The following is a 26,214-nucleotide window of genomic DNA, read 5'->3' on the forward strand; positions in this document are numbered from 1 at the left end:
AAACATACGGTTTTTTTTGCGGTAACAAAAGTATGGCTTTTATTGTTTCGAATCTCCTGCGCTGATTGGCGAAATATTTCTTTAATCGTTTGCGTGATATGGGGATTTAGCATACCTTTGCCAGACTTTTTGTACGTGACACGAACGTAATTTTTAAATATAATTAAATAACTTAAATTATTATCTTATGTGGTTACTTAATTCTTCTATCGGAAGAAAGCTGATTATGAGTATCTCAGGGCTTTTTCTGATCGTATTTTTAACAGTACACATGGTGATGAACTTAGTGGCGGTATTCTCGCTGGATGGTTATGATGCCGTATGTCATTTCATGGGTACCAATCCAGTCATTCAGTTAATGGTTCCTGTGTTAGCAGCAGGTTTCATTGTTCACATCATCTATGCGGGCATGTTAACCTTGCAGAATCAGAAAGCCAGAGGCAACGACAAGTATGCATCGGCCAGCAAAACACAAGTAAGCTGGGCTTCAAAGAACATGTTCGTTTTAGGCGCAATTGTTCTTGGTGTATTGGTTTTCCACCTTACTCACTTTTGGGCAAAGATGCAATTGCTGGAGTGGAAAGGCGAAGAGTCGATGTTGGGATCAGAATTGATTGTCACTGTGTTCAAAAATCCGGTTGTAGTTGCAGTTTATCTGGCTTGGATCTTGGCTGTATGGCTTCACCTTACTCATGGTTTCTGGAGTGCATTCCAGACACTGGGAATTAACAACAAGAAATGGTACAGCCGTCTGAAAATGATCGGTATCATCTACGCTACTATCCTTGCCGTTGGTTTCGCTGTTGTAGCTGTATACTTCTACTTTGCTCCTTTCGGTGCTTGCTGTGCAGCTTAATATCATGAATGTCTGACAACTTAAAAGAATAAGAATTATGACTAAAATAGATTCAAAAATCCCTCAGGGGCCGTTGGCTGAGAAGTGGAGTAATTATAAAAATCACCAGAAGCTGGTGAATCCCGCTAACAAACGTCGTCTGGATATCATTGTAGTTGGTACAGGTCTTGCCGGAGCTTCGGCTGCTGCCTCTCTGGGTGAGCTGGGTTTCAATGTGTTGAATTTCTGTATTCAGGATTCTCCACGTCGTGCACACTCTATCGCTGCACAAGGTGGTATCAATGCGGCAAAGAACTATCAAAACGACGGCGACTCGGTTTACCGTTTGTTCTACGATACAATCAAGGGTGGCGACTACCGTGCACGCGAGGCTAACGTATATCGTCTGGCAGAAGTGTCTAACTCCATCATCGACCAATGTGTGGCTCAGGGTGTACCTTTCGCTCGCGAATATGGTGGTTTGCTGGATAACCGCTCTTTTGGTGGTGCTCAGGTATCCCGTACATTCTACGCACGTGGTCAGACCGGACAGCAGTTGCTTCTTGGTGCCTACTCTGCATTGAGCCGTCAGGTTGGCAAGGGTGCTGTTAAATTGTATACCCGCTACGAAATGCTTGACTTGGTTAAGGTTGACGGTCGTGCACGCGGTATCATCGCCCGTAACCTGGTTACAGGTAAAACAGAACGTTTCTCTGCACACGCAGTTGTTGTAGCTACCGGTGGTTATGGAAACACATTCTTCCTTTCTACCAATGCGATGACTTCAAACGGTTCTGCTGCTGTTCAGTGCTATAGAAAAGGTGCTTATTTTGCCAACCCATGTATGGCTCAGATCCACCCTACCTGTATCCCTGTTCACGGTGAATTCCAGTCAAAACTGACCTTGATGTCCGAATCTTTACGTAACGACGGACGTATCTGGGTTCCTAAAAATATTAAAGATGCGGAAGCAATCCGTGCCGGCAAGCTTAAGCCAACCGCCATTAAGGAAGAAGACCGCGACTACTATCTGGAAAGACGCTATCCGGCTTTCGGTAACCTGGTTCCCCGCGACGTAGCTTCGCGTGCAGCTAAAGAACGTTGCGATGCCGGTTACGGTGTTGGTACAACCGGATTGGCCGTATACCTTGATTTTGCCGATGCTATCCAACGCCTGGGTAAAAAAGTGGTGGAAGCTAAATATGGTAACCTCTTCCAGATGTACGAAAAGATTGTTGACGATGATCCATATGTAACTCCTATGATGATCTATCCGGCTATCCACTATACAATGGGTGGTCTTTGGGTTGATTACGAATTGATGACATCAGTTCCCGGATTGTTCGCCATTGGTGAAGCAAACTTCTCCGATCACGGAGCAAACCGTTTGGGAGCTTCTGCATTGATGCAAGGTTTGGCCGATGGTTATTTCGTATTGCCTTATACTATCCAGAACTACCTGGCCGATCAGATTCGTGTTCCTCGTTTCAGTACAGATTTACCTGAATTTGTGGAAGCAGAAAAAGAAATCCAGGCTCGCATCAACAAGTTGATGAACATCAAAGGTCAGCATTCTGTAGACAGCTTGCATAAGAAACTGGGTCACATCATGTGGGACTTCGTTGGTATGGGACGTGATGCCGAAGGTTTGAAGGCAGCTATCCAGAAGTTGAGCGATCTGAAGAAGGAATTCTGGAGTGATCTTCGTATCCCTGGTTCAGGAAATGATTTGAACGTTGAGCTTGAAAAAGCGCTTCGTTTGGCCGACTTTATTGAAATAGGCGAATTGATGGCTCACGATGCTCTCGACAGAGAAGAATCTTGTGGCGGACACTTCCGTCTTGAACACCAGACCGAAGAAGGTGAAGCGTTACGTCACGATGATAAATTCGCGTATGTATCTTGCTGGCAGTATCAGGGAGAAGATAAAGCTCCTGTGATGTTGAAAGAAGAGCTTGACTACGAATTTATTGTTCGTCAGCAACGTAATTACAAGAGCTAAGGAGTAAGTAGTCGTAAAATTAAAGTAAAGATTAAAATCATGGATAAAAATATTGATATCACACTGAAAGTTTGGCGTCAGAAAGGTCCGAAAGAAAAGGGCTTTTTCGAAACGTATCCGCTTAAAGGAATTTCCCAGGGAAGTTCTTTCCTTGAAATGCTGGATATCCTGAACGAGCAATTAATCAACGAGGGAAAAGATCCTGTAGTTTTTGACCACGACTGTCGCGAAGGTATTTGTGGTATGTGCTCTTTGTACATTAACGGACACCCTCACGGACCAGACAGTGCAGTTACTACTTGCCAGCTTCACATGCGTCGTTTCAATGACGGCGACACGATTACAATCGAGCCATGGCGTTCGGCCGGTTTCCCGGTTATCCGCGACTTGATGGTGGATCGTACCGCATTCGATAAGATCATGCAGTCGGGTGGTTTCGTTTCTGTAAACACAGGTGGTATACCTGATGCTAATGCAATACCCATTCCTCAGTACAAGGCAGAAGAAGCTATGGATGCTGCTGCTTGTATCGGTTGTGGTGCTTGTGTTGCAGCCTGCAAAAACGGATCGGCTATGTTGTTTGTTTCAGCTAAGGTTAGTCAGCTTGCTCTGCTTCCTCAGGGACAGATTGAAGGTGCACGCCGTGCAAAAGCAATGGTTGCCAAAATGGACGAGCTGGGCTTTGGTAACTGTACAAACACCCGTGCCTGCGAAGTTGAATGTCCGAAGAGTATTTCGGTAAGCAACATTGCTCGCTTGAATCGTGAGTTCCTTGTAGCCAAGCTAAGAGACTAAGAGTTCTCACAACTTACAATAAGAAAAAGGATGCCCAAAAGGCATCCTTTTTTTTGTTTTCTCTCTGAAAAGGCCTCTGCCTGTTCAGGCAGTTGCGAGAGGTTGTAATTTGAAAGCGATAGATCTTATAAATTATCAAATGTATGTTATTAGTTGATTTAATATTTCATATTGAAATATTAAATCTTTTTGTTATATACTTATGTAAATTAAAACTGCCAAAATGTTGACAATATGAAAAATGTTTGTTATGTTTGCAATAGGTTTTTTCATAATAGTATTAAATTAAAGGTTAACAAAGATTGGTTAGGGGATGTCGGGATGACATCCCCTGATTTTTTATACAAACTCCCCTTTACTCCTATGAAAGGTAATTATATGTTATTTAACATGTTTTAGACAAAAAAGACTTGACAAACCCGAATATAGCCCGTATCTTTGTATCGTGGTTTTTTCATAATAGTATTAGATTTAAGGTTAACAAAGTTTGGTTAGGGGATGTCGGGAGACATCCTTTAATTGTTTATAGATGTTTCTATCCCCAAAATCCCATTCTGCTAGTGAATGCATCCTTTCCACTCATATGATTTATATTTCAGACAACCCCGCATACTATTGCCTTACAAGTAAATTTTCCCTATTCTCAGTCGGATATGTACCGAAAAGATATTAACTTGCGCGCAGATTAACAATAAACAGTTTATTATGAGATTCCTTAGAAGTGTTACATTATTTCTCTGCCTGCTTACAGCGCTTCAGGCCACGGCCGGCGACAAGCTGAGCTTCCTTAAAAAACAGTTTACCTCCCAAAACGGCTATAAGCTGAACTATCGGGTGCTGCTGCCCGCAGACTATTGTCCGGAGCAGAAATATCCCGTAATCCTGTTCCTGCACGGAGCGGGCGAGCGTGGCAACGACAACGAGAAACAGCTGGTACACGGATGGGACCTCTTTACCAATCTGCAGAACCGGGCAGACTATCCCGCCATTGTGCTGGCGCCACAATGCCCCGAACAGCCCGACGTACCTACCAAGAACTACTGGGTAGCCATTAAACGTCCGGTTACACCCCAGGAACGCATGTTCAGAACCTTCCCGGCCAATGCCCCCATCACCGAACCCCTTGCGGCGGTAAAAGAACTGCTGGACAGTTACATTGCCAAAGGGGTGGTAGATACCAAGCGCATCTATGTAACGGGACTCTCTATGGGAGGAATGGGAACCTTCGACCTCGTATGCCGTTACCCCAACCTCTTTGCGGCAGCTGTTCCTATCTGCGGAGCAGTCAATACCGACCGTCTGGCCAGGTATAAAGGCAAAACCCCGTTCCGTCTTTTCCACGGAGCAGACGACGATGTAGTACTACCCAAGTTCTCGCAGGAAGCCTATAAAACCCTGAAGTCCATCGGAGCCGAAGTGCAATATACCGAATACCCCGGAGTAAACCACGGAAGCTGGGTACCCGCTTTTAAAGAACCCGACTTCCTGAGCTGGATGTTCAAACAGGTTAAAAAGTAGTCTGTAATTGCGTTAATCCGTTCCAACACGAATTAAACGCAAAAACATCTGTCATCCCTCATTTTTGAGGGTTAACAGTCAGTATATCAATCCATAAAAAAATGATAGATGTATAAATCATCTATCATTTTTTCTCTTTCATCGTAAGCGTCTCCGCGATGCCATCTTGTGAACACATTTGATCCCCTTTACCTTTGTTTTCAAAAAAGAAACAAATGAAAGCATCCGAACTTTATGCATTGGCAATCGAAGAGTACAGGCAAATCTGTATTTTAAGTAGCATGACTTTACGGGACTATTGCAAAGAACGTCATGTCTGCTACGGAGGTATCCAGAATTGGATGAGCAGGCATTCGATCAAAGTAGCAGATCTCAAGCCTCGTCCCGTATTACCCGATACTTCTGCCTCCACTCCTGAGCAAGCCTCTTGTGAAGGACAACAACTCTATCCGCTCTCCTTTATAAAGGAAGCATCAGAAAAACCGGTTTTCACAGGGAATGTTTTCCCTGTGCTTAAAGGCGTCAACATCACTTTTCCCGATGGCGTAATTATAACCATTAAAGAGATTAGCCAGGAAGATCTGAATAAATTTATACAAACCTATTTTAACCAATAATCCGATGTTTGCACTTACAGAATCCATGAGCTATTATCTATGTCCGCATTACGTGGACATGCGCAAAGGCATCTATTCCCTATACCAGTTAGTGAAGACAGACATGAAACGGAATCCTTTGTCGGGAGAGGTTTTTCTCTTCCTTGGCAGGAACCGGTCGTTAATTAAGATCCTTCACTGGGAAGACGGTGGATTTGTTTTGTATCAGAAAAAGCTGGAACGGGGCACCTTTGAAGTCCCCCGATTTAACCCTTCAAACAATGAGTTTGAGATGAAATGGAAGACCTTTGTCTTGATAATGGAGGGCGTCTCGGTCCGTTCGGCAAAGTACAGGAGAAGGTTTTAGATAAGGCTTAATATATTGTATACCAAATACATAGCTAAATTATTTATTGTAATTTACTTTGATATCCGAAGTATTGTCCGTATCTTTATGACATGAATAGCAAACGGATTATTGAACTACAGGAAGACCAGCTGAAACTTTCCGCTCAAAGGGAAAAGATGTATTTGGAACAACTCGTCCGGCAATCTGAACAAATAGAAAGACTCTCTGTCCAGGTTGGTAGTTTAACCGAAACAATCCGTTCGCTGGAAAAAAGCCTGCTTCAAAAGAACGGGGACATGCAGAAGGTTGAGGGGAAAAACCGGAGAATGAGCAAGCTTCTCTCCAATAAATCGGAAAAGCTTGTGCCCGATACCGCAAAAGAAGAACCGACAGAAACCGCTCCCCCTGTTTTGCCCAAAGACCGCGGAAACAACAATGCCAAACGGAAAGAATACTTCTCTCTAGAAACCATTGTCGAGCATGTATATCCCGATGATCCTGCCTTTGACAAAGAAAAGGCCAGGGTGATCGGATCTGTAGACTCCGTCATGTATACCTACAGCAAGGCTACTTTTAAGAAAATCATATACAGACAATATAATTGCGTACAGCAGGAAAAGGTTTACTCGGGTAAAGCCCCCAGATCTCCCCTGCAGAACTCAAACTATGATGCCTCCTTTATCGCCGGCATGCTTCAACTGCGGTATGTTTACTCCATGCCTGTGGAGCGGATTGTCAAGTATTTTACAGAAAATGGCTTTGAATTAAACAAAGCTACCGCCCACGGACTGATTAAGAAGTCTGCCGGATTAATGGACCGCCTGGATGATGTTCTTCATACAGCGATCCTTGAAGATGACTATCTTTGTATGGATGAAAGTTACCATACCATCCTTACCAAAGAGAAAAACAAGGATGGTAAGGGCGTACGCAAAGGGTATATCTGGGCTGCGCTGGCCAATACAAAGAAATTGGTCCAGTACTTTTATGAAAACGGGTCTCGATCCCGGGAGGTTCTGACCAACTATATCGGCAATCATTACAAAGGAGCCATCCAGAGTGACGGGCTGATCAACTATAAAATACTTGAGACCGATACCTATCCTGATGTAATCCGGCTGGCATGCTTCCAGCACTGCAAGCGTCAGTTCCTGGATCTCGCAAACGATAAAGAAGCCATCGGAATTGTCAACATAATCAACCGGCTTTATCAGGCGGAGCATAAGATTGACCCGAAATGGAAGCCCGACAAAATCCTTGAACATAGACAAGAGTACGCCCCACCCATACTGGCTGAACTAAAAAGCAAACTGTTGGAAATACAATCCAATCCATCCACCCTTCCCAAGAGTCCCCTCTCGAAGGCCGTGAATTATACTCTCAACGAGTACGATGCACTGTGTAATTACATTGTACGTCCGGACTATGCGTTGGATAACAATGCCGTGGAAAGATGTATGCGAAGCATATCTTTAAGCAGAAAAAACTCTCTTTTTTGTGGCAGTCATGCCGGAGCTAAAAGAACGGCATTGCTCTACTCGCTATCCATCTCCTGCAAACTTCATAATATAAACTCCTTCGAATACTTTACGGACATACTAAACCGACTGGCATACATAAGTCCAACCGCTCCCGATCAAATATATCGCGATTTACTTCCAGACAAGTGGACTAAACTCTAATAACAATTAATAAATCTTACAAGACGGTATCGCGGAGACGCTTACGTCTCAGAGGTGTTTTCAGGATACTATCTTGTATGGTTCGACAGACTGTAATCAGACCGTTGAGCACCTCCGTAAGTACAACTTTAATCTTAAGCGGAAGTTTTAAACGTTTTTCATTCCTGAATCAGAGGTTTTCCCTTAAGGATTTAATGCTTTTCATAACGATGATTAGTCATTAACCTAAAGTATATTCTTCGTCCCACATCTGAGTGATCATTGTCTTCCATCTGTGTGACAATGGTCCCTCAGCTGTGTGACTATTGTCCCTCAGTTGGAAGACGAGTAAAGTCTGGAATGAAACAGGGCAGACGCATATTATTTTAGAGCTAAAAGAGTAAGGATTATTACTTAATGTGTATATATATAATGCAGATATTCAATATATTAAACATAGCATATCTGACGTTCATAATTTATTGTATCAAAACATCGTCAATTTAAAATAAGATTAAAATAGCCATATTTAATATTAATCGTACATATTGTATGTGATAAAATTTGCTTTAAAAATAATAACCGTCTCTAAAAATTGGATGTATCTTTTTGCTACGACAACTTTGTTAAGTTAAAACTTTAATCAGAATATTTAAGTTCAGTTTGAAGTCATATTGACATTACTAAAAAGAGCCCAAAAACGGTAATTACAACTACGAAAAGAAAGATAATAAATCTTCAAAATAATCACTTAAACTCATTGATATCTCAGTAAAAAATCGTATATTTACCTTATTATCAATAGTTTAAATACATAAAATATGACATTGCTTGCTTTTGCTTCAAGTATCGAAGATTATCGTTTTGACAGAAATAAGGTTCACTCTGCAGAAACTATTATTTATATTACGTTAGCTGCCGTTATTTGCGGGGCCGAGACATGGAATGAAATAGAAGACTTTGGTCATTGTAAAATTGATTTCTTCTCTCGTACGATCCCTTCTTTTAATGGAATACCCTCACATGATACATTTAACCGATTTTTCACAGTCTTGGATACCTCATATTTTGAAAATCAATTCAGAGAATGGGTTAAATCCATATGTGGCAAGTATAAAGGCGTGGTTGCTATCGACGGCAAAACAATATGCGGAGCATATGAGTCTGAAGAGGCTAAATTATTCAGAGGTACCTACTTAAAACCATCGAGTCCCAAATATAAACTTCACATGGTAAGTGCCTGGGCCGCAGACAATGGAATAAGCCTTGGACAAATCAAGACAGAAGAAAAATCCAATGAAATTACCGCTATCCCCGAACTATTGGAAGCATTAGATATTAAAGAGTGTATAATCACTATTGATGCTATGGGATGTCAAAAGACAATAGCATCTAAAATAATAGACAAAGAAGCTGATTACGTTTTGGCTGTGAAAAACAACCATATGCATTTATACAAAGAAATAGAACATTTTTTCACCATTTGGAGTGCTGAGAAGCCCAACCGGGTAAGCGTTTACGAGAAGAGCGAGACTGGACATGGTCGTTTGGAAAAAAGAACTTGCATAGCCTGTGACAACCTATACTGGTTAAATACTAAAGACTTCACTCAATGGGCTGGTTTGAAAACATTTGCCTGTGTCATTACAGAGCGTACCGTTCCAGGCGAAAAAGGCCCTCGTAAACAAAAAGAAACCAGATACTATATTTCTTCATTAGCTTTAGATGCTGAATTAATCGCTAGTTCTGTCAGAAAACACTGGTCTGTGGAAAATAATTTACACTGGCAATTGGATGTCTCGTTTAATGAAGATTACGGAAGAAAGAAGAACAATGCTGCCGTCAACTTTTCGCTTGTCTCTAAAACAGCTTTATCTATGTTAAAGCACTATGAAAGTAAAAGTAGCATTGCTCGCAAAAGAAAATCAGCAGGATGGTCTGACGACGTTCTCCAAAGCATACTTTCTGTGGAGAAATTTTAATGCGTCTGCCCTGTCGTATGGAAAGAAATTAATCTTCGTTTACAAATCGGTTAAACATATAAGGAAAAGTGTTTAAGAATAAGGAAGAAATTCAAATTTATTCAATACGATTTACTTAACATCATATTTTTCTCATGTTAATAAAAACGGCTTTTGTTAACATGAGAATTTAATCTTAACTGGCAGCTGAATTGTATATCTGAATGTATTACACTAAATGTGCCACTTTTCACAAACTGTAATTAGATTGCTAAAGTAATTTTTATTTTTTTACGTCTCATGGAATGAAAGCCTCCCAAATGGATCAAAAATAAAAGAATATGACCTACGTTTAGATTACTTTTTTATCTTCGCAAACAATGAGTACTGATATACATTTCATCAGGAATCTTGTATCATTTTCAATTGTTATATACACAAAATTCGTTAAAAAAAATAAATCAGATTATTATTCTTACTTTTGTGATATATATAGTAATATGAGTTACAAAATCCCCGAATTACCCCTAAGTTTCGATGTCGAAACGAAGGCTGTGTTAAAGCAAACAATCGAGGCCAACCGCAGGTTAGCCGAGCTGAAAGGAGTAGTGAAATCTATGCCCAATGCATCTATTCTTATAAATACACTCGCTTTGCAGGAAGCTAAAGACAGTTCTGCTATCGAAAGTATTATTACTACGCACGATGAACTTTATAAAGCAGAGCTCTTTATACACCAATTTGCGTCTGCAGGTGCTAAAGAAGTGCAAACTTATGCAGATGCTTTAAAACGTGGTTTTGAAATGGTCTCAAAAAAGCATCTGTTGACCAACAATGCTATAATTGAAATTTTCAGGAATGTAAAACAAAATGATTCCGGTTTCAGAGTTACACCCGGTACAACGCTCAAAAATGAACGAACTCAGGAAATTGTCTACGAACCTCCACAAAGCATTGATTTGATTCAAAATTATATGTCAAATCTCGAAAAGTTCATTAACGATGAATCAATTAGCGATTTGGATCCACTGGTTAAGATGGCTATCATACACCACCAGTTTGAAAGTATTCATCCATTTAGTGATGGTAATGGGCGTACGGGGCGTATCATTAATATCCTTTATCTTGTACAACAAGGGTTGCTCGATTTGCCGGTTCTGTATTTAAGCCGGTACGTAATTAAGAATAAAGGTAAATATTATGAATTGCTCCAAAAAGTAAGGGATGAGCATGCTTGGGAAGAATGGATATTATTTATGCTTAAGGGCGTTGAACTTACTGCCATTGAAACCATAAATTTGGTAGAGGGTGTAAAAAAACTAATGGCTCAATTCAAAAAGGATATTCGTGATAATTTATCAAAGATTTACTCGCAGGATCTTCTGAATAATTTGTTTCGTCACCCTTATACACGTATTGAATTTGTGATGAAGGAACTTTCAATTAGCCGCCCAACAGCAAGTTCCTATTTGAAACAATTAGAAGCGAGAGGGTTAGTGGTAAAACTAAAATTAGGCAGAGAAAATTTCTATTTAAACGAAAAATTATTCAATCTTTTGATTAACGCATTTCACTTGGAATCGGAGTTCGTAGATTCGATAGATTCTAACGGATAACATGTAAAGAAAACCGCAAAATCTTTACATGTTCGGAAAACGTGTAAAGAAAATCGCAAAACCTTTACATGTTCGGAAAACGTGTAAAGAAAATCGCAAAACCTTTACATGTTCGGAAAACGTGTAAAGAAAATCGCAAAACCTTTACGTAAATTGGTCTTCGTCAATTGCTCAACTTTTGTGTTGATCCAATACTTGATCTATTATTTATGAAGTTTCTATTATAAAAGAAAAAGGTTTGAAATTTTCATTCCAAACCTTTTTTCCTTTCTGTTGTCTCACGAGGATTCGAACCTCGACAGACAGAACCAAAAACTGTAGTGCTACCGTTACACCATGAGACAATCCGATGCTTTATTGTAAAGCGTTGCAAAGGTAAGCATATTTTTTAACTTTGCAAATCTATTGCTCGAAATTTTACTTTATAATGAGCAGGAAGTAGTTCTTCTTACCCTTTTGTACAAGTAAGTATTTGTTATTCAGCAACGATGCAGAGGTTACTACCTCGTCGGCCGCTGCCAGCTTTTCCTTATTTACACTTACACCACCGCTCTGAACCAGCTTGCGCATTTCGCCTTTGGAGGGGAATACGGCAGCTTTTTCTGTAAACAGATCTACAGCTTTGATGCCTGTAGCAAATTCGTCCATGGATACTTCAAATTGAGGTACCCCTTCGAATACGGCCAACAGAGTATCTTCGTCCAGCTTCTTGAGGGCTTCGGATGTGGCATTGCCAAACAGGATGTTGGATGCCTCTACGGCTGCATTGTAGTCTTCCTCAGAGTGTACCATGATGGTTACCTCTTTGGCCAGACGCTTCTGCAACGGACGCAGGTGGGGTGCGGCTGCCTGTTCTGCCTCCAGGTCGGCAATCTCTTCTTTGCTCAGGGCAGTGAAGATCTTTATATATTTGGCTGCGTCGGCATCGCTTACGTTAAGCCAGAATTGATAAAATTTGTAGGGAGAGGTATAGCGGCGGTCCAGCCACACGTTACCCGATTCGGTTTTACCAAACTTGCCACCGTCTGCTTTGGTGATAAGCGGACAGGTAAGGGCGAAGGCTTCGCCTCCCTGCTTGCGGCGGATCAGTTCTGTTCCGGTTGTGATGTTACCCCATTGATCGGAGCCTCCCATCTGCAGTCTGCATCCTTCGTGCTGGTACAGGTACAGGAAGTCGTATCCCTGCAGCAGCTGATACGAGAATTCAGTAAAAGACATACCTACGTTTGATTCCGAGCTGAGGCGTTTCTTTACGGAGTCTTTAGACATCATATAGTTTACGGTAAGGTGTTTACCGATGTCGCGAATGAAATTCAGGAATGAGTAGTCTTTCATCCAGTCGTAGTTGTTAACCAGCTTGGCGGCATTAGGTGCGTCCGAATCGAAATCCAGAAACTTAGCCAGCTGGTTTTTAATACTTTCCTGGTTATGACGAAGGGTGGCTTCGTCCAATAAGTTACGCTCTGCCGATTTTAAGGATGGGTCGCCAATCATTCCGGTAGCGCCGCCTATCAAGGCGATGGGCCGGTGACCGGCACGCTGCAGGTGCTTTAACATCATAACGCCTACCAGGTGTCCAATATGTAAAGAATCTGCGGTTGGATCGATACCAACGTAAGCAGAGGTCATCTCTTTTTGTAACTGTTCTTCTGTACCGGGCATCATGTCATGAATCATGCCTCTCCATCTTAATTCTTCAACAAAATTCATCGTACTAAATTATTGTATTATTTGAGTGAGGCAAAGTTAGTACTTATTTTTAAATCAAATAGTAAAAACCGTGCGAACATTCTCTCTTAATGTGTTGGAAAATAGATGTGCATCTATTCCGGAGGTATCAGCAAGCTGTTGGTATATTTTTTGGATGGAGAGCAGGCTTTCGTCCGTTTCCGCCAGGATACGGTTCGGATAGGCTGCCCGTACGGCTTCTGGATTGAATTTTTCGCCGAAGGAGAGCCAGCAATCCTGGCGTATGAGCTGTTCGGCCAATTGCTTGTTGCCCCTGAACCCGTGTATCACCCAGGGCATGCGGGGAGTCGTCTCTTTTTTGAAGGTGATTAGCTGTTGCCAGGCTTTTACGCAGTGTATAACCAGCGGTTTGCAGAGCGCTTCAGACAAGGCTATCTGCTGGCGGAAGACTTTTTCCTGCAGGATGAAAGGCGTGGAGGCAAGCGTGTCCAGTCCGGCTTCACCCAGTGCCACGATGCCCGGCAGGTTGCAGGTGTGGCGCAGCAGCTCCATTTGCTGGTCGGGGTCGCTGATGTACCACGGGTGTATGCCTGCCGAATAGTAGATGCCGTTTTCGTTTGGAGTGTTTGGCAGTTGCTGCCCTTCCGTTGCGATGATCAGATTTACGATACAGGCGTATGAGTCTGCACCGGAGGATGCCTGGTGAGGGGTGTGGTGGGTATGTATATCTACGTAATGCATGTCAGGGAACCGGATCGTAACCGCTTCCTCCCCAGGGGTTGCAGCGGAGTATTCGTTTTATAGCCAGATAGAGTCCTTTGATGGGACCGTGTTTCCTGAGGGCCTGCACAGCATATTCGGAACAGGTAGGGGTGTACCTGCACGCAGCCGGAGTCATGGGTGAAATAAAATACTTATAAAAATATACCGGCAATAACAGGATGTAGGTGAAGAATTTCTTCATTTATCTTTGAGGGCCTTCAGGGCCTTGATCATGGATTTTTCAATCTCGGCAAAGGAGCGGATCTCCTTATCTACATATAAGAAGGCGACAAGCATGCTGGTTCCTTTCTCTTGCAGCGGATCAATCAGGTCGTATTTGTGTATCCGGTAGCTTTCGCGTATCTGCCTTTTAATAAGGTTCCGCTTGTTGGCCCGTTTGAATTTCTTTTTGGGTACACTGGCCATGATGGCTACCCTCGACGGGAGCTCCTTTTCTTCTACCGGAAGATATACTACCCGAAGGGGGAAAGATATAAAAGAACGGCCTTCGGCAAACAACAAATCAATGTGACGTTTCCACGAAAGCCGTTCTTCTTTTGAAAGAGTATGCCTTCTGTCTATCATCCTTTTTCGGACTGCTGCTTTTTCAGGTACATTTCCAGGGCAGCTGTGATGGAGGGAGCCTCCGGCGTGGGAGCTTCCATGTCCAGCCTTAAACCGGCATCTTTGATTGCTTTAGCGGTTGTAGGTCCGAAACATCCGATCTTGATATCTTTCTGCTCGAAGTTGGGGAAGTTCTTCAATAAAGAAGAGATTCCGGACGGGCTGAAGAATACCAGCATATCGTAATCGAATTTCTCGTTATCCTCAAAATCGTTGCTTACTGTTCTGTACATAACCGCTTTGGTGTAGCTGATTTTCTTTGCTTCAAGCAACGAAATTAAATCTTCCTTGTGTATATCGGATACAGGTATCAGGTATTTTTCCTTGGGATGTTTACCTATAACAACGGCCAGATCTTCCACTTTTCCGGTCTGACCGAAAAAGATCTTGCGCTTTCTGTATACAATGTATTTTTGCAGGTAAACTGCAATTGCTTCCGTAACACAGAAGTATTTCATCGTCTCCGGAATGGCAACCCTCAGCTCTTCGCACAGATGGAAGAAGTGATTGATAGCATGCCTCGATGTAAACACCACGGCTGTATGATCCAAAATGGAGATTTTCTGTTGTCTGAACTCTTTGGAAGTTAACGGTTCTACTTTAAAAAATGGGCGGAAATCTATTTCCACTCCAAATTTCTCTGCTATATCGAAATACGGAGATTTCTCGGTTGCAGGCTTGGGTTGTGACACCAATACTTTTTTTATTTTCAATGCCATAAAGTACTTGTCTCGATAAAGTTATACAAATAAGTTAAACCTTCGTACAAAAATACCAGAGGTAAAATTTCTTGGGCGCAAAGGTACAAACTTAAGTAGAATAAATCGCTTTTTTTCTTGTAAAATATCCGTATCGTTTTGTAAATAATTGCAAATCGACACAAAATATAGCTAATAATGAACAATATTGTGGGGGTAGCCGTATAGGTTTCTACGAAAGAGAGCCATAAAACAGGCAAATATAAAACAACACCCCATAAACCGATGATGGCGTTATAACTTGTTTTCCACAGCTTGTATTTGAAGTGGTCGTCCATTATGACACCCATAATGAAATAGATGAATTGCTTGAACTGATAAAACAGGAAGGATACACCCAACAGGCCTGCGATGGTGAGCAGAGTCTGTGTTTCGTTTAACCGGGATACGTATCCGTACGACCGGCCGATGGCGTAGATGGCAAGCGAGCACAATAAAAGTGCCTGGTAAGTCATGAAGTTTCTGTAAAAAACATCGTTGGAGACGGTTTGTGTAAAGAGACTGTGGCGCTCTTTAACCAGAAACACATCTTTTGTCATCTTAATGAAGTGACGGATATAATTACGGTACACAATGGCAAAAACTGACAACTGAACAAGAAGTAATGCAAACATTACATCGTTGATCAGTTGTCCGTCCCAGAGACGGATACCCACAAATCCTTCAAATCCGTGGGTTCCGCTAGCTTGTATGGTTACCAATGTACTCACTATTACGTTTTATTTGGGTACAAAGGTAGCTATTTCTATGTAAATAAAGTCTCCTTTATGATTTCTCCCACCGTTGGATGTGGAAAAACCATGGAATTAAGTTCCCGGGCTGTCATATTCTTTTCAATGGCTATACCCAGGTTGACGATAAGTTCGGATGCAGGGTTACCCAGCAGATGGGCGCCCAGGATGGTGCCGTCTGCCGACAGCAATATTTTACACAGTCCGTTTCCTTGTTCGTTTTCCGCAACAAACCTGCCCGAAAAGGCCATTGGTAGTTTACGGCTCGTATAGGCAACACCCTCTTGCTGCAGTTGTTCTTCTGTTTTTCCGACTCCGGCAACCTCCGGATTGGTATAGACCACCCCCGGAACTGTAAGATAGTTGATTCCCTGCGGAGCCTTACCCAGGATATGTTTGATTGCCAGTTCGGCTTCGCTTACAGCTGTATGCGCCAGAAGCGAAAAGCCGGTTATGTCTCCGCAGGCATATACATTGGGGCGCGAAGTCTGCATAAATGGATTTACCTTAATACCGGCCCGGTTCATCTCCAGTTCCAGTGTTTCCAGTCCGAATCCTTTGCTAACCGGACGCCTGCCTACGCTTACTAGTATCTTTTCGGCTGTAACGGTGCTTACAGCTCCGTCTTTCGAAACCTCCACCGTGTTGCCGTGTATGGCCGTAACCGTGGTTCCCAGCTGAAACTTAACCCCTTTCTTCGTGTATTCTGCCCGCAGCATGGCCGATATCTCGCGATCCATACCTCCCAGTATTTCGTCCATCATCTCGATAACATGCACCTCTGTACCCATGCTGTTGAAGAAGGAGGCAAATTCCATCCCGATAACGCCTCCGCCTATAATTACCAGCGATGAAGGAAGTTCCTTGCTTTGCAGCGCCTCTCTGTTGGTCCAGAAGGGAGCCTCGGCCAAGCCGGGGATGGGGGGTATAACTGTTTCGGACCCGGTGCATATCAGCAGGTTCTCCGCCTCGAAGGTATCGTCGGCACAGGTGATGGTGATAGTTCCGTCGGCCGCACAGCCCCGGATGCAGGCTTCGCCCTGTATCACCTCCACGTGATGTTCTTTCATTTTCAGCTTGATGCCTCCGGTCAGCTTTTTTACAATTTTATTTTTTCGGGCTATGATTTTGTCCATGTCGAACGAGAAGGCATCGGCCGATATGCCGTATTTGGATGCGTGTTTCAGTGTATCGTATACTTTGGCCGAGTAAAGAAGTGTCTTCGTGGGCACACATCCTTCGTTGAGACATACGCCTCCTAAAGCATTTTTTTCGAACAGGACGACAGAAAGGCCCTGAGCTGCAGCTTTTTCGGCTGCCGTATAGCCTGCGGGACCTCCCCCTATTATGGCAACATTGTACTTCATGTTTAATTTAATTATGGTTTTAAAGTATTGTAAGATGACTGCAATATTAACTCTTTTTATCGAGAATTACAATTTATAAATATACCATAGGTATGGTATTTCCTAAACATGTTGTTCGGCATAATTTTGTCGCATTAAATGAATTAATTAAAAAAGTTACCATAATGCGAAACAAAGAATTCATCAGAAAAGCGCTGTTCCTTGTTCTCTCACTGTTTATCCTGGTGAAGGCGGGTGCGCAGATTACAGTAAAAGGACAGGTGATCAACGGAGAAGACAATACCCCTTTTCCTTTCGTCACAGTGTATGAGAAAGGAAAAACCAACGGGGTGGTTACCGACGGCAACGGACAGTTTTCAATCAGTCTGCCTGCTGCGGAGGCTATTCTTGTAGCCTCTTCACTGGGTTACAAATCGCAGGAACTTCCTGCTGCAGCAGGAAAGGAGTTAAGGTTCGTGCTGTTGCCCGATCTGATCAATATAGACGAGGTAGTGGTTACTGCCTTGGGTATATCCAGAGAGAAGAAGGCCCTGAGCTATGCGGTACAGGATGTAAAGGGTGAGGAGCTGACCAAATCGCGTCAGACCAATGCCATCGGGTTGCTTTCTGGAAAGGTGGCCGGTTTGCAGATTATCTCCGCCGGAGGTGCTTTGGGTGGATCCAGCCGTGTGTTGGTTCGCGGGGTGAGTTCGGTATTGGGAAACAACCAGCCTTTGTACGTAATAGATGGTACGCCAATCGACAATACGCAGTTGGGTAGCACCACTACGGCTATAGGGTATGGCGAAAAGGATTATGGGAATACCGCTGCCGATATCAATCCGGACGATATAGAAAGTATGTCGGTTCTTAAGGGAGCCTCGGCAACTGCTTTATATGGTTCGCGGGCGAACAACGGGGTGATATTGATTACAACCAAGAAGGGCACCAATAAGAATAAGACAGAGATATCGTTGAGTACGGGTATCAGCCTGGAAAACCAGCTTAGAAGCAGCTTTGCTCCCATGCAGAAATTTTACGGAGGGGGCGCCAGCAATCAGCAGACTTTCAACCAGGTTGTTATAAACGGACAGAGTTACAATGTGCCTGCCTATGCCATCGACGAGAGTTGGGGACCTAAATTCAGCGGTCAGCAGGTACTTTCGTGGGAAAACCTTTATCCGGAAGATGAGGCCCGTTATCTGAAGACTACCGAATGGAAATATCCGGAGCACGACTTGATGTATTATTTTAAGACGGGTGTGGCTTTCGATAACAATATTTCGGTTCGCGGAGGAAATGAGATTGCTAATTACCGCGTATCGTACACCAACCGTACGGCAACGGGAACCACTCCTAATTCAAAGCTTTCACGTAACAATTTAAGTGCAAGCGGTAGCCTGAAACATAAGAACTTTATCTTCTCGTCTTCCGTAAATTATATGAATACCGGGGTGGTTGGTCGTCCGTGGACAGGTACTTCCAACCGGAATGTGATTACCCAGGCTTACTCGTGGGGACAGAATCAGGTGGATTACAAGGAGTTGTCTAACTATAAACGTCCGGACGGATCGCAACGACTTTGGAACGTTACCTCGTGGGATAACCTGAAGGCCAAATATATAGATAATCCCTACTGGGCTTCGTATACCAGTTATTCCGACGAGAACCGCGACCGTGTGTATGGAAATGCGGGCGTAGAATGGAACATTGCCAAGGGATTGAAAGCTACGGCCAAGGTACATGGCGACGTGTACACCTATTCGGTGGAAGATCGTATCGCGGTCTATTCTCGTACAACATCCATGTACAGCGAGAAGGTGCAGCGGTTCCAGGAGTTCAACTACGAGGCTATGCTTCACTATAATACGGCTCTTAAAAACTTTACTTTAAATGCTTTTATCGGGACCAACCTGATGCACCAGCGTCGCAATATCAATAACGGCGAAACGCAGGGGGGACTTATTATCCCCGAATATTATAACCTGAGCAACGCTACCAGTGTGCTTACTACGGATAAGACCTATCGGAAAGAGATCCGTTCGCTGCTGGGCAATGTTTCGCTGGGATGGAAAAGTATGTTGTTTGCCGATGCGACTTTCCGTAACGACTGGTCTTCCACCTTGCCTGCCAACGAGAATTCGTACTTCTATCCCTCTTTCTCGGGCAGTTTTATCTTTACCGAACTCGAACCGGTGAAAGCTGTTTCGTGGCTGAACTTCGGTAAGGTTCGTCTGGGATGGGCCCAGGTGGGTAACGATACGGATCCCTACAGCTTGTCGCGTACCTACGAGTACAAGAACAGCTCCTTTGGCGGGGTTCCCAACTACGGACTGGATATAATATTGAACAATGCGCATCTGAAACCGGAACTTACCAATTCTGTGGAGGCGGGTATCGAGCTTAAATTGTTGAATAACCGCGTAGGACTGGATCTTACCTATTACAATAACCTGACCAAAAACCAGATTATGCAGGTGCCTTTGGCTGCTTCGAGCGGATATACAAGTCAGTGGATGAATGCCGGAGAGATCAGCAACAAAGGGCTTGAGGTGGTGCTCAATGTGGTGCCTGTGCAGACAGCAAATTTCCAGTGGGAGGCTACTTTCAACTGGTCGAAAAACAACAACAAGGTGGAAAAACTGAACGACCAGCTGAAAACATTGCAGATTGCTTCATCGTTTGTGGCACTGCATGCTACCGTTGGGAAGCCTTACGGCGAGCTGATGGGTTACAATTATGTATTCGACAGCGGAGGGAATAAGGTGGTTGCCGCCAATGGCGTATATGCGAAAACAGCTCAGACTGAAGGCTTGGGAAGTGTGCTGCCCGATTGGCTGGGAGGAGTGCGGAATAGTTTCCGGTATAAAAACTTCGACGCAGGATTCTTGATTGATGTTCGCAAAGGGGGATACTTCTATTCCATCACCCAACAATACGGTATGTATTCCGGAACACTGGAGGAAACTGCCGCCAATGGTATCCGCGAGAATGGATTGGTATTGGAGGGTGTTCAGGGTACGGTTGCCTATAATGCGGATGGAAGCTATACGGTTACAAACACCCGGCCCAACGATAAAAACGTATCGGCCTTCGAATGGGGACGCTCGCATAGCAGCGGGGTACAGGCGCAGAATGTGTTTAAGTCGGATTACGTGAAACTGAGGGAGATTACGGCAGGATATACCGTTCCTCGTCTGGGTGATACGGCTGTGAAGGATGTGAGATTCTCCGTTTTTGCCAACAATGTGTGGACAATCTGGAAGGCGAATAAGAATTTTGATCCCGACTTTACTCAGAGCTCCGGTAATATTCAGGGGCTGGATGGCGGTAACATTCCTTCTCCGATTACTTACGGATTCAATATCAGTGCTAAGTTTTAACTATAAAAATGATCAGCGAAATGAAACGAAATAATAGTCTAAATTGGATAGTGTCGGGCTTGTTGGTATTTTTGGCTTCCTGCTCCGACTTTGAAGCAATTAACAAGAATCCGAACAGTCCGGAGAAGGTGCCTACCCAAAGTTTAATTGCTTATGTGGAGAGAAGCATCGTAGATGAGATACGTTCCACCAACCTGTCGATCGGTCGTTCCGACCTCTATGTGCAATGGTTGGCGAATAATACCTATACGGATGCCGACCGCTATTACTGGATCAGTTCCAATGGGAATGATTCATGGAAGAATCTATACCTGGCGCAGAGCAACCTGGATGAAATTATCAGGCTTAATGTAGACGAAGCCACTAAAGCTCAGGCTGCCCAGAACGGTGATAACAACAACCAGATTGCCGTTGCACGAATCCTGAAGGTGTTTACCTATCAGGTGATGACCGATACCTGGGGTGATATCCCTTACAGTTCTTTTGGCGGATCCAATGCCACATTTGATGCCGGTAAAGCGGATCAGGGTGTGATTTATGCCCAGTATGCCAAACAGGAATTGATCTATGCGGATTTACTGAAAGAGCTTAAAGAGGCTTCGGACCAACTGAATACGGGTTCTTCCGCATTTGCAAGCGGTGATGCCATATATAAAGGTAATGCCCTGAAATGGAAAAAGTTTGCCAATTCACTAAGTCTCCGTATCGCAAACCGTGTACGGAGTAAGCTGAATGAGGCAGACAACCGGATAAAGGAGATTCTGGCTAATCCGGCACAGTATCCTATTTTTGAAAGCAACGATGACAATGCATTGCTGGCTTTCGAAACCAATGCCCCCAACCAGGCTCCATTTTATAAAGCCACGACTTTGGCAAACCGAAACGACTATGCTGTAAGTAATGTGTTTGTAGATTTTCTGCAGGGTAAGAAGGCGGTATCTCCGGTTCAGGATCCGCGTCTGAGCGTGTATGCGCAACCTAACAGCAAAGGAAACTATGTGGGCCAGTATTACGGGATGGATATGTTTACAGCCAGTTTGGTTAGTCCCGATTCCGTAAGCAAACCGGGTGCCGCCTTTTATAAAAGCGACTATAAGGAGGTATTGATGGAGTATGCCGAAGTGCAGTTCATCTTGTCCGAATACAAGAATTGGGATCAGCAGCACTACCTGAACGGGATTCGTGCTTCCATGCAGAAGTGGGGTATATCCAATGTGGCTGTAGATTCGTACCTTCAGTCGGCTCCCCCTGCTTCACAAGAGACGGTGCTGACTCAGAAATGGGTGGCTCTATTCATGCAGGGCAACGAAGGCTGGGCCGAATATCGACGTACCGGATATCCAAATTTCCTGATCAAAGCCGGAGATATTGTTTGGAAAGGAACTGTAAACGGTCAGCCTGTTACCAAAAACTTCGAACCAATCGGTATTTCGTCTGTTCCATCCCGGTTGTTATATCCCAACAACGAAGTACAGCTTAATTCGGCTCAATACCAAAAGGCGGTTGCTCAACAAGGGGGCGATCAGCTAGACACGAAAGTATGGTGGAATAAATAAGATACACCAGTCGGTAAAAAGAAAGGCATCCATGATTCTTCAGGATGCCTTTTCTTTTTTTATTTATTCTTGTCCGGTTTCTATATCGATAACCACTCCGGGGGTTGCTTTCCGATCCAATGATCCGGAAACTTTCTGCAGATTCTGCGTGAAGAAGGTTGCCGATTTCGTTGTAGTCTGGGTATAGCTTCCGTCGATAATACGGAGTGCCGCATTTAGCAACAACTCGTTGGTGTTGCCGAATTCAAGAAATTTATCCAGTTCGGTGGCTTCATCCAGCTTATAGTCGGGTGTAAAGCCCTTTTCGTAATCCGATTTGTTCTCCGAATTAAACAGTTTACAAACAATGGGATGTAGTTTCCAATCGTATGCATCATCTGTATAGGTTTCCGAACCTACATTCTTTCCTTCGGTCTGCATACCAATGATTACCACGTTCATGTAGGGTTTTAAACTGTTTATTACCAGTTCGGAGGCCGAAGCTGATGTTTCGGTTACCAATACATACAACGTTTGCAGATTCAGGTTTGCGCCATCGGCGATGAGCGAGGAATTAAGAGCTATGTTTATCTTTTGCGGACGTTGTTTATCATTGTATTCGAGTGTACACATGGTTTTCCCTAAAGCGGATTGGGGAGCCAGCATGGTGCTGAGCAACTGTGCACAAGATAGCGACCCGCCGTTGTTGTATCGCAGGTCGAGTACAAACTCATTGACACCTGCTGTTTTGAAATCCTTGAAACGGGCAAGCATATCCTTGTCGAAAGTTTTATCATCGTCTGTTTTTCCGGAAGAGAAATGGTTGTACACCAGATAGCCCACTTTGCGGCCTCCCCAATCAATCACTTTGTTAAAGTAAACAGGGTTATCCACAATCTCGCGGGCCGTATCGATCTGTACCTTCTTTCCGACGTCCAGTTTATCAGACACCGGATTGTAAACAGCCAGTTGCAGTTCCATGGATTTGCCTCCATACAATGTTTTGTAGTTTTGTTCCGTAATATAAGCTCCGTCCATGGTTACAATCCAGTCGCCCCGTTTGATGCCGGCTTGGGAAGCAGGCGAATCGGGGGCCACATACAGGATATGTGCCACGAATTCCGTATTGCTCATCCTGTACAGCGTATAGTCGAAACCGTAACTGTAGGTGGTCTGATAGATACCACGTGTAACCGGAGTGGTACTTTCGATGTAAGAATAAAAATATCCCTCTTTTCCGTCTTTAGTTGATAACAAGGATTTTAAGAATGTTTCAGCGTCAGCATCAAATTTCAAGGATCCGAACTCAGGCATTTCCTTGTACCAGTAATATTTATTACGCATGGTCCTTTCGATCCAGCTGTTCTCCGGGTATTGTTTATTGTTATTATCTTCTACCAGCTGCTCTTCCTCTTTGCCGCAGGAGCTGAATATGGATGCCAACGTGAAGATCAGCAGGCTGAGATATAATTTATTACGTTTATTCATTTTATTATCCGGTTTAATTAGAAAGACGCAAATATACCTATTCTTGAGGATTGAATAAGCTGCTGGCCCAATTAAAAACCGGAAGGAAGTACGAAAGATTTTTAAAATGGGGTGAATAGCAAAGGAAATGCCTAACTTTGTCATTCTAAAATCAGAGAATGATGGTAAAAAGATTCGATTACTTAGTTATTGGTTCCGGTATTGCCGGGATGAGTTTCGCTCTGAAAGTAGCCAACAAGGGTTCGGTTGCCCTTATTTGCAAGACCTCTTTACAGGAAGCGAATACCTATTACGCCCAGGGAGGTGTAGCATCTGTAACCAACCCCATTGACGATTTCGAAAAGCATATTCAGGATACACTGATTGCCGGCGATGGGCATTGCGACCGGGCCGCTGTCGAAAAGGTGGTGAAAGAGGCTCCTGCTCAGATAAAAGAGTTGATAGAATGGGGTGTTAAGTTTGATAAGACCGCTTCGGGCGATTTCGACCTGCACCGTGAAGGTGGACATTCCGAGTTCCGGATTCTGCATCACAAGGATAATACAGGTGCCGAAATACAGGAGAGTCTTATTCTTGCGTTGAAGAGTCACCCCAATATTAAAATTTTTGACCATCATTTTGCGGTAGAGATTCTTACCCAGCACCATCTGGGAATGGAGGTGACACGTCAGACTCCCGATGTGGAGTGCTACGGGGCATATATCCTGAATGAACGTACGCGCAAGGTGGATACCTTCCTTTCAAAAGTAACGTTGATTGCCACGGGTGGTATTGGGAATGTATATCTTACCACCACCAATCCGCTGGTTGCCACAGGTGATGGTATTGCCATGGTATACCGGGCCAAGGGTACAGTTAAGGATATGGAGTTTGTTCAGTTTCATCCCACTGCTTTATTTAATCCGGGCGATCGTCCCTCATTTCTTATTACCGAGGCCATGCGTGGGTATGGCGCTAAACTTCGGACTATGGATGGTAAGGAGTTTATGTATAAATATGACAGCCGACTTGAACTTGCCCCGCGCGACATCGTAGCCCGTGCCATTGATACGGAGATGAAAAACAGGGGAGATGATCATGTCTATCTGGATGTGACCCACAAAGATCCCGAGGAAACAAAAAAACATTTCCCCACGATTTATGAGAAATGTATGAGTCTGGGTTTAGATATAACCAAAGATTATATTCCTGTTGCGCCGGCTGCCCATTACCTGTGTGGAGGTATACAGGTCGACCTGAACGGGCAATCGTCAATCAAACGGTTGTATGCTGCCGGAGAATGTTCCTGCACCGGATTGCACGGGGCCAACAGGTTAGCTTCCAATTCTTTGATTGAAGCTGTGGTCTATGCGGATGCATCAGCCAAGCATGCCATGGAACATATTAGCGGATATAACTTCAATGAGTCCATTCCTGTATGGAACGACGAGGGAACTTCGCTTACGGAAGAGATGGTGCTGATTACCCAAAGTGCAAAGGAGGTTCAGCAGATTATGGCCACCTATGTAGGTATCATCCGCTCTAACATCCGTTTGAAAAGAGCTTTCGACCGGTTGGACATTCTGTATAAAGAGACTGAAAGTCTGTTTTTGCGTTCGGTGGTGTCGAAAGAGTTGTGTGAGTTACGTAACATTATCAATACGGCTTATCTTGTAATCAGACAGGCCATGGAAAGGAAGGAGAGCCGCGGATTGCATTATACGCTGGACTATCCTGATAAGATTGCAATTTCCGACGAAGAGTAATAAAATAAATATCCCCCCTCAAGCGAAGTAAGCACCTGAGGGGGGATTTTTCTGTTGAAAAGAACAATTAATAGTTTTGCTTCATGGGCTCGAAGTAAGATTGTGCATGTTCGCAAGCCGGACAAGTCTTAGGTGCTTTTTTACCCTTGAATGTCCAACCGCAGTTACGGCATTGCCACATAATTTCTTCGTCTTTTTCGAAAACTTTGCCTTCAGTTACGTTGGCTAACAATTTGCGGTAACGAGCTTCGTGTTCGGCTTCTACTTTGGCAATCTGGCGGAATGCAACAGCAACAGCTTTAAATCCTTCCTGTTCTGCGATATCGGCAAATGCAGGATACAGTTCTGTCCACTCTTCGTTTTCACCAGCAGCAGCAGCTGCGAGGTTGTCGGCTGTTGTACCGATGATACCGGCAGGATAAGAGGCTGTGATTTCAACCATGCCACCTTCTAAAAATTTGAAGAAACGTTCAGCATGCTCTTTTTCTTGTTCTGCAGTTTCAGCAAAAACAGCTGCAATTTGTTCGAATCCTTCTTTTTTTGCCTTGCTGGCGAAGAATGTGTAACGACTTCTTGCCTGAGATTCTCCGGCAAACGATTTAAGTAAGTTCTTTTCGGTTTCTGTACCTTTAATACTTTTTTCCATAATGATAAATTATATATGTAATATTAATGCGAGAATACCGGTTTTGAATCTTTCAAGCCCAAATGTAAAAAAAAAATCGATAGGTACAACCTCCCTGAGGAAATTTAGATTGAATTCTTTCTCACAAAAAGAGATCGTAAACATTTAAATGTACAAGAAAGGCTTACTTGATTG

At 43.6% G+C, this 26,214-nt stretch carries 21 protein-coding genes; 12 read left to right on the top strand and 9 right to left on the bottom strand.

Going from position 1 to position 26,214, the window contains the following annotated elements:
- Positions 1-187: 187 nt before the first annotated feature.
- From F5613_RS12185 to F5613_RS12225, 9 genes are all read left to right on the top strand, one after another.
- Positions 188-856: a succinate dehydrogenase cytochrome b subunit gene (locus tag F5613_RS12185; RefSeq protein ID WP_179399947.1), complete on the top strand. Its 669-nt coding sequence runs from the start codon at positions 188-190 to the stop codon at positions 854-856.
- A gap of 37 nt (positions 857-893) precedes the next feature.
- Positions 894-2,837: a fumarate reductase/succinate dehydrogenase flavoprotein subunit gene (locus F5613_RS12190; RefSeq protein WP_179399948.1), complete on the top strand. Its 1,944-nt coding sequence runs from the start codon at positions 894-896 to the stop codon at positions 2,835-2,837.
- Between the two features lie 39 nt (positions 2,838-2,876).
- Positions 2,877-3,632, top strand: coding sequence for a succinate dehydrogenase/fumarate reductase iron-sulfur subunit (locus tag F5613_RS12195; protein WP_068186586.1), 756 nt, complete (start codon positions 2,877-2,879; stop codon positions 3,630-3,632).
- Between the two features lie 705 nt (positions 3,633-4,337).
- Positions 4,338-5,150 (top strand): carboxylesterase family protein, encoded by an 813-nt coding sequence (locus F5613_RS12200; protein ID WP_179399949.1) that lies wholly within the window; start codon positions 4,338-4,340, stop codon positions 5,148-5,150.
- Positions 5,151-5,365: 215 nt separating this feature from the next.
- On the top strand, positions 5,366-5,767 hold the full coding sequence (locus tag F5613_RS12205) for a hypothetical protein (protein ID WP_179399236.1): 402 nt from the start codon (positions 5,366-5,368) through the stop codon (positions 5,765-5,767).
- A 4-nt stretch (positions 5,768-5,771) separates the two neighbouring features.
- Entirely contained in the window at positions 5,772-6,113 is a 342-nt protein-coding gene (tnpB, locus tag F5613_RS12210) for an IS66 family insertion sequence element accessory protein TnpB (protein ID WP_179399235.1), read from the top strand.
- Positions 6,114-6,205: 92 nt separating this feature from the next.
- Positions 6,206-7,777 (top strand): IS66 family transposase, encoded by a 1,572-nt coding sequence (gene tnpC / locus F5613_RS12215; RefSeq protein ID WP_179399234.1) that lies wholly within the window; start codon positions 6,206-6,208, stop codon positions 7,775-7,777.
- Between the two features lie 800 nt (positions 7,778-8,577).
- Positions 8,578-9,738, top strand: coding sequence for an ISAs1 family transposase (locus F5613_RS12220; protein WP_179398492.1), 1,161 nt, complete (start codon positions 8,578-8,580; stop codon positions 9,736-9,738).
- A gap of 479 nt (positions 9,739-10,217) precedes the next feature.
- Positions 10,218-11,333 carry a Fic family protein gene (locus F5613_RS12225; RefSeq protein WP_068186616.1) on the top strand — a complete coding sequence of 372 codons (1,116 nt, stop codon included), beginning with the start codon at positions 10,218-10,220 and terminating at the stop codon, positions 11,331-11,333.
- A 417-nt stretch (positions 11,334-11,750) separates the two neighbouring features.
- Here the strand turns inward: F5613_RS12225 and tyrS are convergent, their stop codons facing one another.
- From tyrS to lpdA, 7 genes are read right to left on the bottom strand one after another with little or no spacing between them, the layout of a single operon-like run.
- Positions 11,751-13,043 carry a tyrosine--tRNA ligase gene (gene tyrS / locus F5613_RS12230; RefSeq protein ID WP_068186571.1) on the bottom strand — a complete coding sequence of 431 codons (1,293 nt, stop codon included), beginning with the start codon at positions 13,041-13,043 and terminating at the stop codon, positions 11,751-11,753.
- A gap of 54 nt (positions 13,044-13,097) precedes the next feature.
- Positions 13,098-13,763 carry a TatD family hydrolase gene (locus F5613_RS12235; RefSeq protein WP_179399950.1) on the bottom strand — a complete coding sequence of 222 codons (666 nt, stop codon included), beginning with the start codon at positions 13,761-13,763 and terminating at the stop codon, positions 13,098-13,100.
- Between the two features lies 1 nt (position 13,764).
- Entirely contained in the window at positions 13,765-13,986 is a 222-nt protein-coding gene (gene yidD, locus F5613_RS12240) for a membrane protein insertion efficiency factor YidD (RefSeq protein WP_068186567.1), read from the bottom strand.
- Complete coding sequence (locus F5613_RS12245) at positions 13,983-14,369, bottom strand: ribonuclease P protein component (protein WP_079682254.1); 387 nt, start codon at positions 14,367-14,369, stop codon at positions 13,983-13,985. Before F5613_RS12245 ends, yidD begins: the two co-directional genes overlap by 4 nt.
- Complete coding sequence (locus F5613_RS12250; RefSeq protein ID WP_068186612.1) at positions 14,366-15,121, bottom strand: uroporphyrinogen-III synthase; 756 nt, start codon at positions 15,119-15,121, stop codon at positions 14,366-14,368. Before F5613_RS12250 ends, F5613_RS12245 begins: the two co-directional genes overlap by 4 nt.
- On the bottom strand, positions 15,118-15,876 hold the full coding sequence (locus F5613_RS12255) for a DUF4271 domain-containing protein (RefSeq protein WP_317171237.1): 759 nt from the start codon (positions 15,874-15,876) through the stop codon (positions 15,118-15,120). The genes F5613_RS12250 and F5613_RS12255 overlap by 4 nt, the downstream gene beginning before the upstream one ends.
- 35 nt (positions 15,877-15,911) lie before the next feature.
- The gene (gene lpdA, locus F5613_RS12260) at positions 15,912-17,264 is read right to left on the bottom strand and encodes a dihydrolipoyl dehydrogenase (protein ID WP_179399951.1); all 1,353 of its coding nucleotides are present in this window, start codon (positions 17,262-17,264) and stop codon (positions 15,912-15,914) included.
- 164 nt (positions 17,265-17,428) lie between these two features.
- On the opposite strand from lpdA, the gene F5613_RS12265 reads away from it, so the two are divergent.
- Entirely contained in the window at positions 17,429-20,626 is a 3,198-nt protein-coding gene (locus F5613_RS12265; RefSeq protein ID WP_179399952.1) for a SusC/RagA family TonB-linked outer membrane protein, read from the top strand.
- A 20-nt stretch (positions 20,627-20,646) separates the two neighbouring features.
- Entirely contained in the window at positions 20,647-22,182 is a 1,536-nt protein-coding gene (locus F5613_RS12270; RefSeq protein ID WP_179399953.1) for a SusD/RagB family nutrient-binding outer membrane lipoprotein, read from the top strand.
- A gap of 63 nt (positions 22,183-22,245) precedes the next feature.
- Here F5613_RS12270 and F5613_RS12275 read toward each other — a convergent pair whose 3' ends face one another.
- Positions 22,246-23,649: a S41 family peptidase gene (locus tag F5613_RS12275; RefSeq protein WP_179399954.1), complete on the bottom strand. Its 1,404-nt coding sequence runs from the start codon at positions 23,647-23,649 to the stop codon at positions 22,246-22,248.
- A 161-nt stretch (positions 23,650-23,810) separates the two neighbouring features.
- On the opposite strand from F5613_RS12275, the gene nadB reads away from it, so the two are divergent.
- Positions 23,811-25,394: an L-aspartate oxidase gene (gene nadB / locus F5613_RS12280; protein ID WP_068186607.1), complete on the top strand. Its 1,584-nt coding sequence runs from the start codon at positions 23,811-23,813 to the stop codon at positions 25,392-25,394.
- A gap of 67 nt (positions 25,395-25,461) precedes the next feature.
- Here nadB and rbr read toward each other — a convergent pair whose 3' ends face one another.
- Complete coding sequence (rbr, locus tag F5613_RS12285) at positions 25,462-26,040, bottom strand: rubrerythrin (protein ID WP_068186557.1); 579 nt, start codon at positions 26,038-26,040, stop codon at positions 25,462-25,464.
- Positions 26,041-26,214 lie beyond the last annotated feature (174 nt).

The sequence above is a fragment of the Macellibacteroides fermentans genome, assembly GCF_013409575.1.
GTDB lineage: Bacteria > Bacteroidota > Bacteroidia > Bacteroidales > Tannerellaceae > Macellibacteroides > Macellibacteroides fermentans.

Coding starts and splice junctions, on each gene's coding strand:
- rbr (WP_068186557.1), bottom strand. CDS start 26,040: ATGGAAAAAAGTATTAAAGGTACAGAAACCGAAAAGAACTTACTTAAA.
- F5613_RS12190 (WP_179399948.1), top strand. CDS start 894: ATGACTAAAATAGATTCAAAAATCCCTCAGGGGCCGTTGGCTGAGAAG.
- tnpB (WP_179399235.1), top strand. CDS start 5,772: ATGTTTGCACTTACAGAATCCATGAGCTATTATCTATGTCCGCATTAC.
- F5613_RS12185 (WP_179399947.1), top strand. CDS start 188: ATGTGGTTACTTAATTCTTCTATCGGAAGAAAGCTGATTATGAGTATC.
- tnpC (WP_179399234.1), top strand. CDS start 6,206: ATGAATAGCAAACGGATTATTGAACTACAGGAAGACCAGCTGAAACTT.
- F5613_RS12225 (WP_068186616.1), top strand. CDS start 10,218: ATGAGTTACAAAATCCCCGAATTACCCCTAAGTTTCGATGTCGAAACG.
- F5613_RS12275 (WP_179399954.1), bottom strand. CDS start 23,649: ATGAATAAACGTAATAAATTATATCTCAGCCTGCTGATCTTCACGTTG.
- F5613_RS12235 (WP_179399950.1), bottom strand. CDS start 13,763: ATGCATTACGTAGATATACATACCCACCACACCCCTCACCAGGCATCC.
- F5613_RS12195 (WP_068186586.1), top strand. CDS start 2,877: ATGGATAAAAATATTGATATCACACTGAAAGTTTGGCGTCAGAAAGGT.
- nadB (WP_068186607.1), top strand. CDS start 23,811: ATGGTAAAAAGATTCGATTACTTAGTTATTGGTTCCGGTATTGCCGGG.
- F5613_RS12220 (WP_179398492.1), top strand. CDS start 8,578: ATGACATTGCTTGCTTTTGCTTCAAGTATCGAAGATTATCGTTTTGAC.
- F5613_RS12265 (WP_179399952.1), top strand. CDS start 17,429: ATGCGAAACAAAGAATTCATCAGAAAAGCGCTGTTCCTTGTTCTCTCA.
- tyrS (WP_068186571.1), bottom strand. CDS start 13,043: ATGAATTTTGTTGAAGAATTAAGATGGAGAGGCATGATTCATGACATG.
- lpdA (WP_179399951.1), bottom strand. CDS start 17,264: ATGAAGTACAATGTTGCCATAATAGGGGGAGGTCCCGCAGGCTATACG.
- F5613_RS12205 (WP_179399236.1), top strand. CDS start 5,366: ATGAAAGCATCCGAACTTTATGCATTGGCAATCGAAGAGTACAGGCAA.
- yidD (WP_068186567.1), bottom strand. CDS start 13,986: ATGAAGAAATTCTTCACCTACATCCTGTTATTGCCGGTATATTTTTAT.
- F5613_RS12270 (WP_179399953.1), top strand. CDS start 20,647: ATGAAACGAAATAATAGTCTAAATTGGATAGTGTCGGGCTTGTTGGTA.
- F5613_RS12200 (WP_179399949.1), top strand. CDS start 4,338: ATGAGATTCCTTAGAAGTGTTACATTATTTCTCTGCCTGCTTACAGCG.
- F5613_RS12245 (WP_079682254.1), bottom strand. CDS start 14,369: ATGATAGACAGAAGGCATACTCTTTCAAAAGAAGAACGGCTTTCGTGG.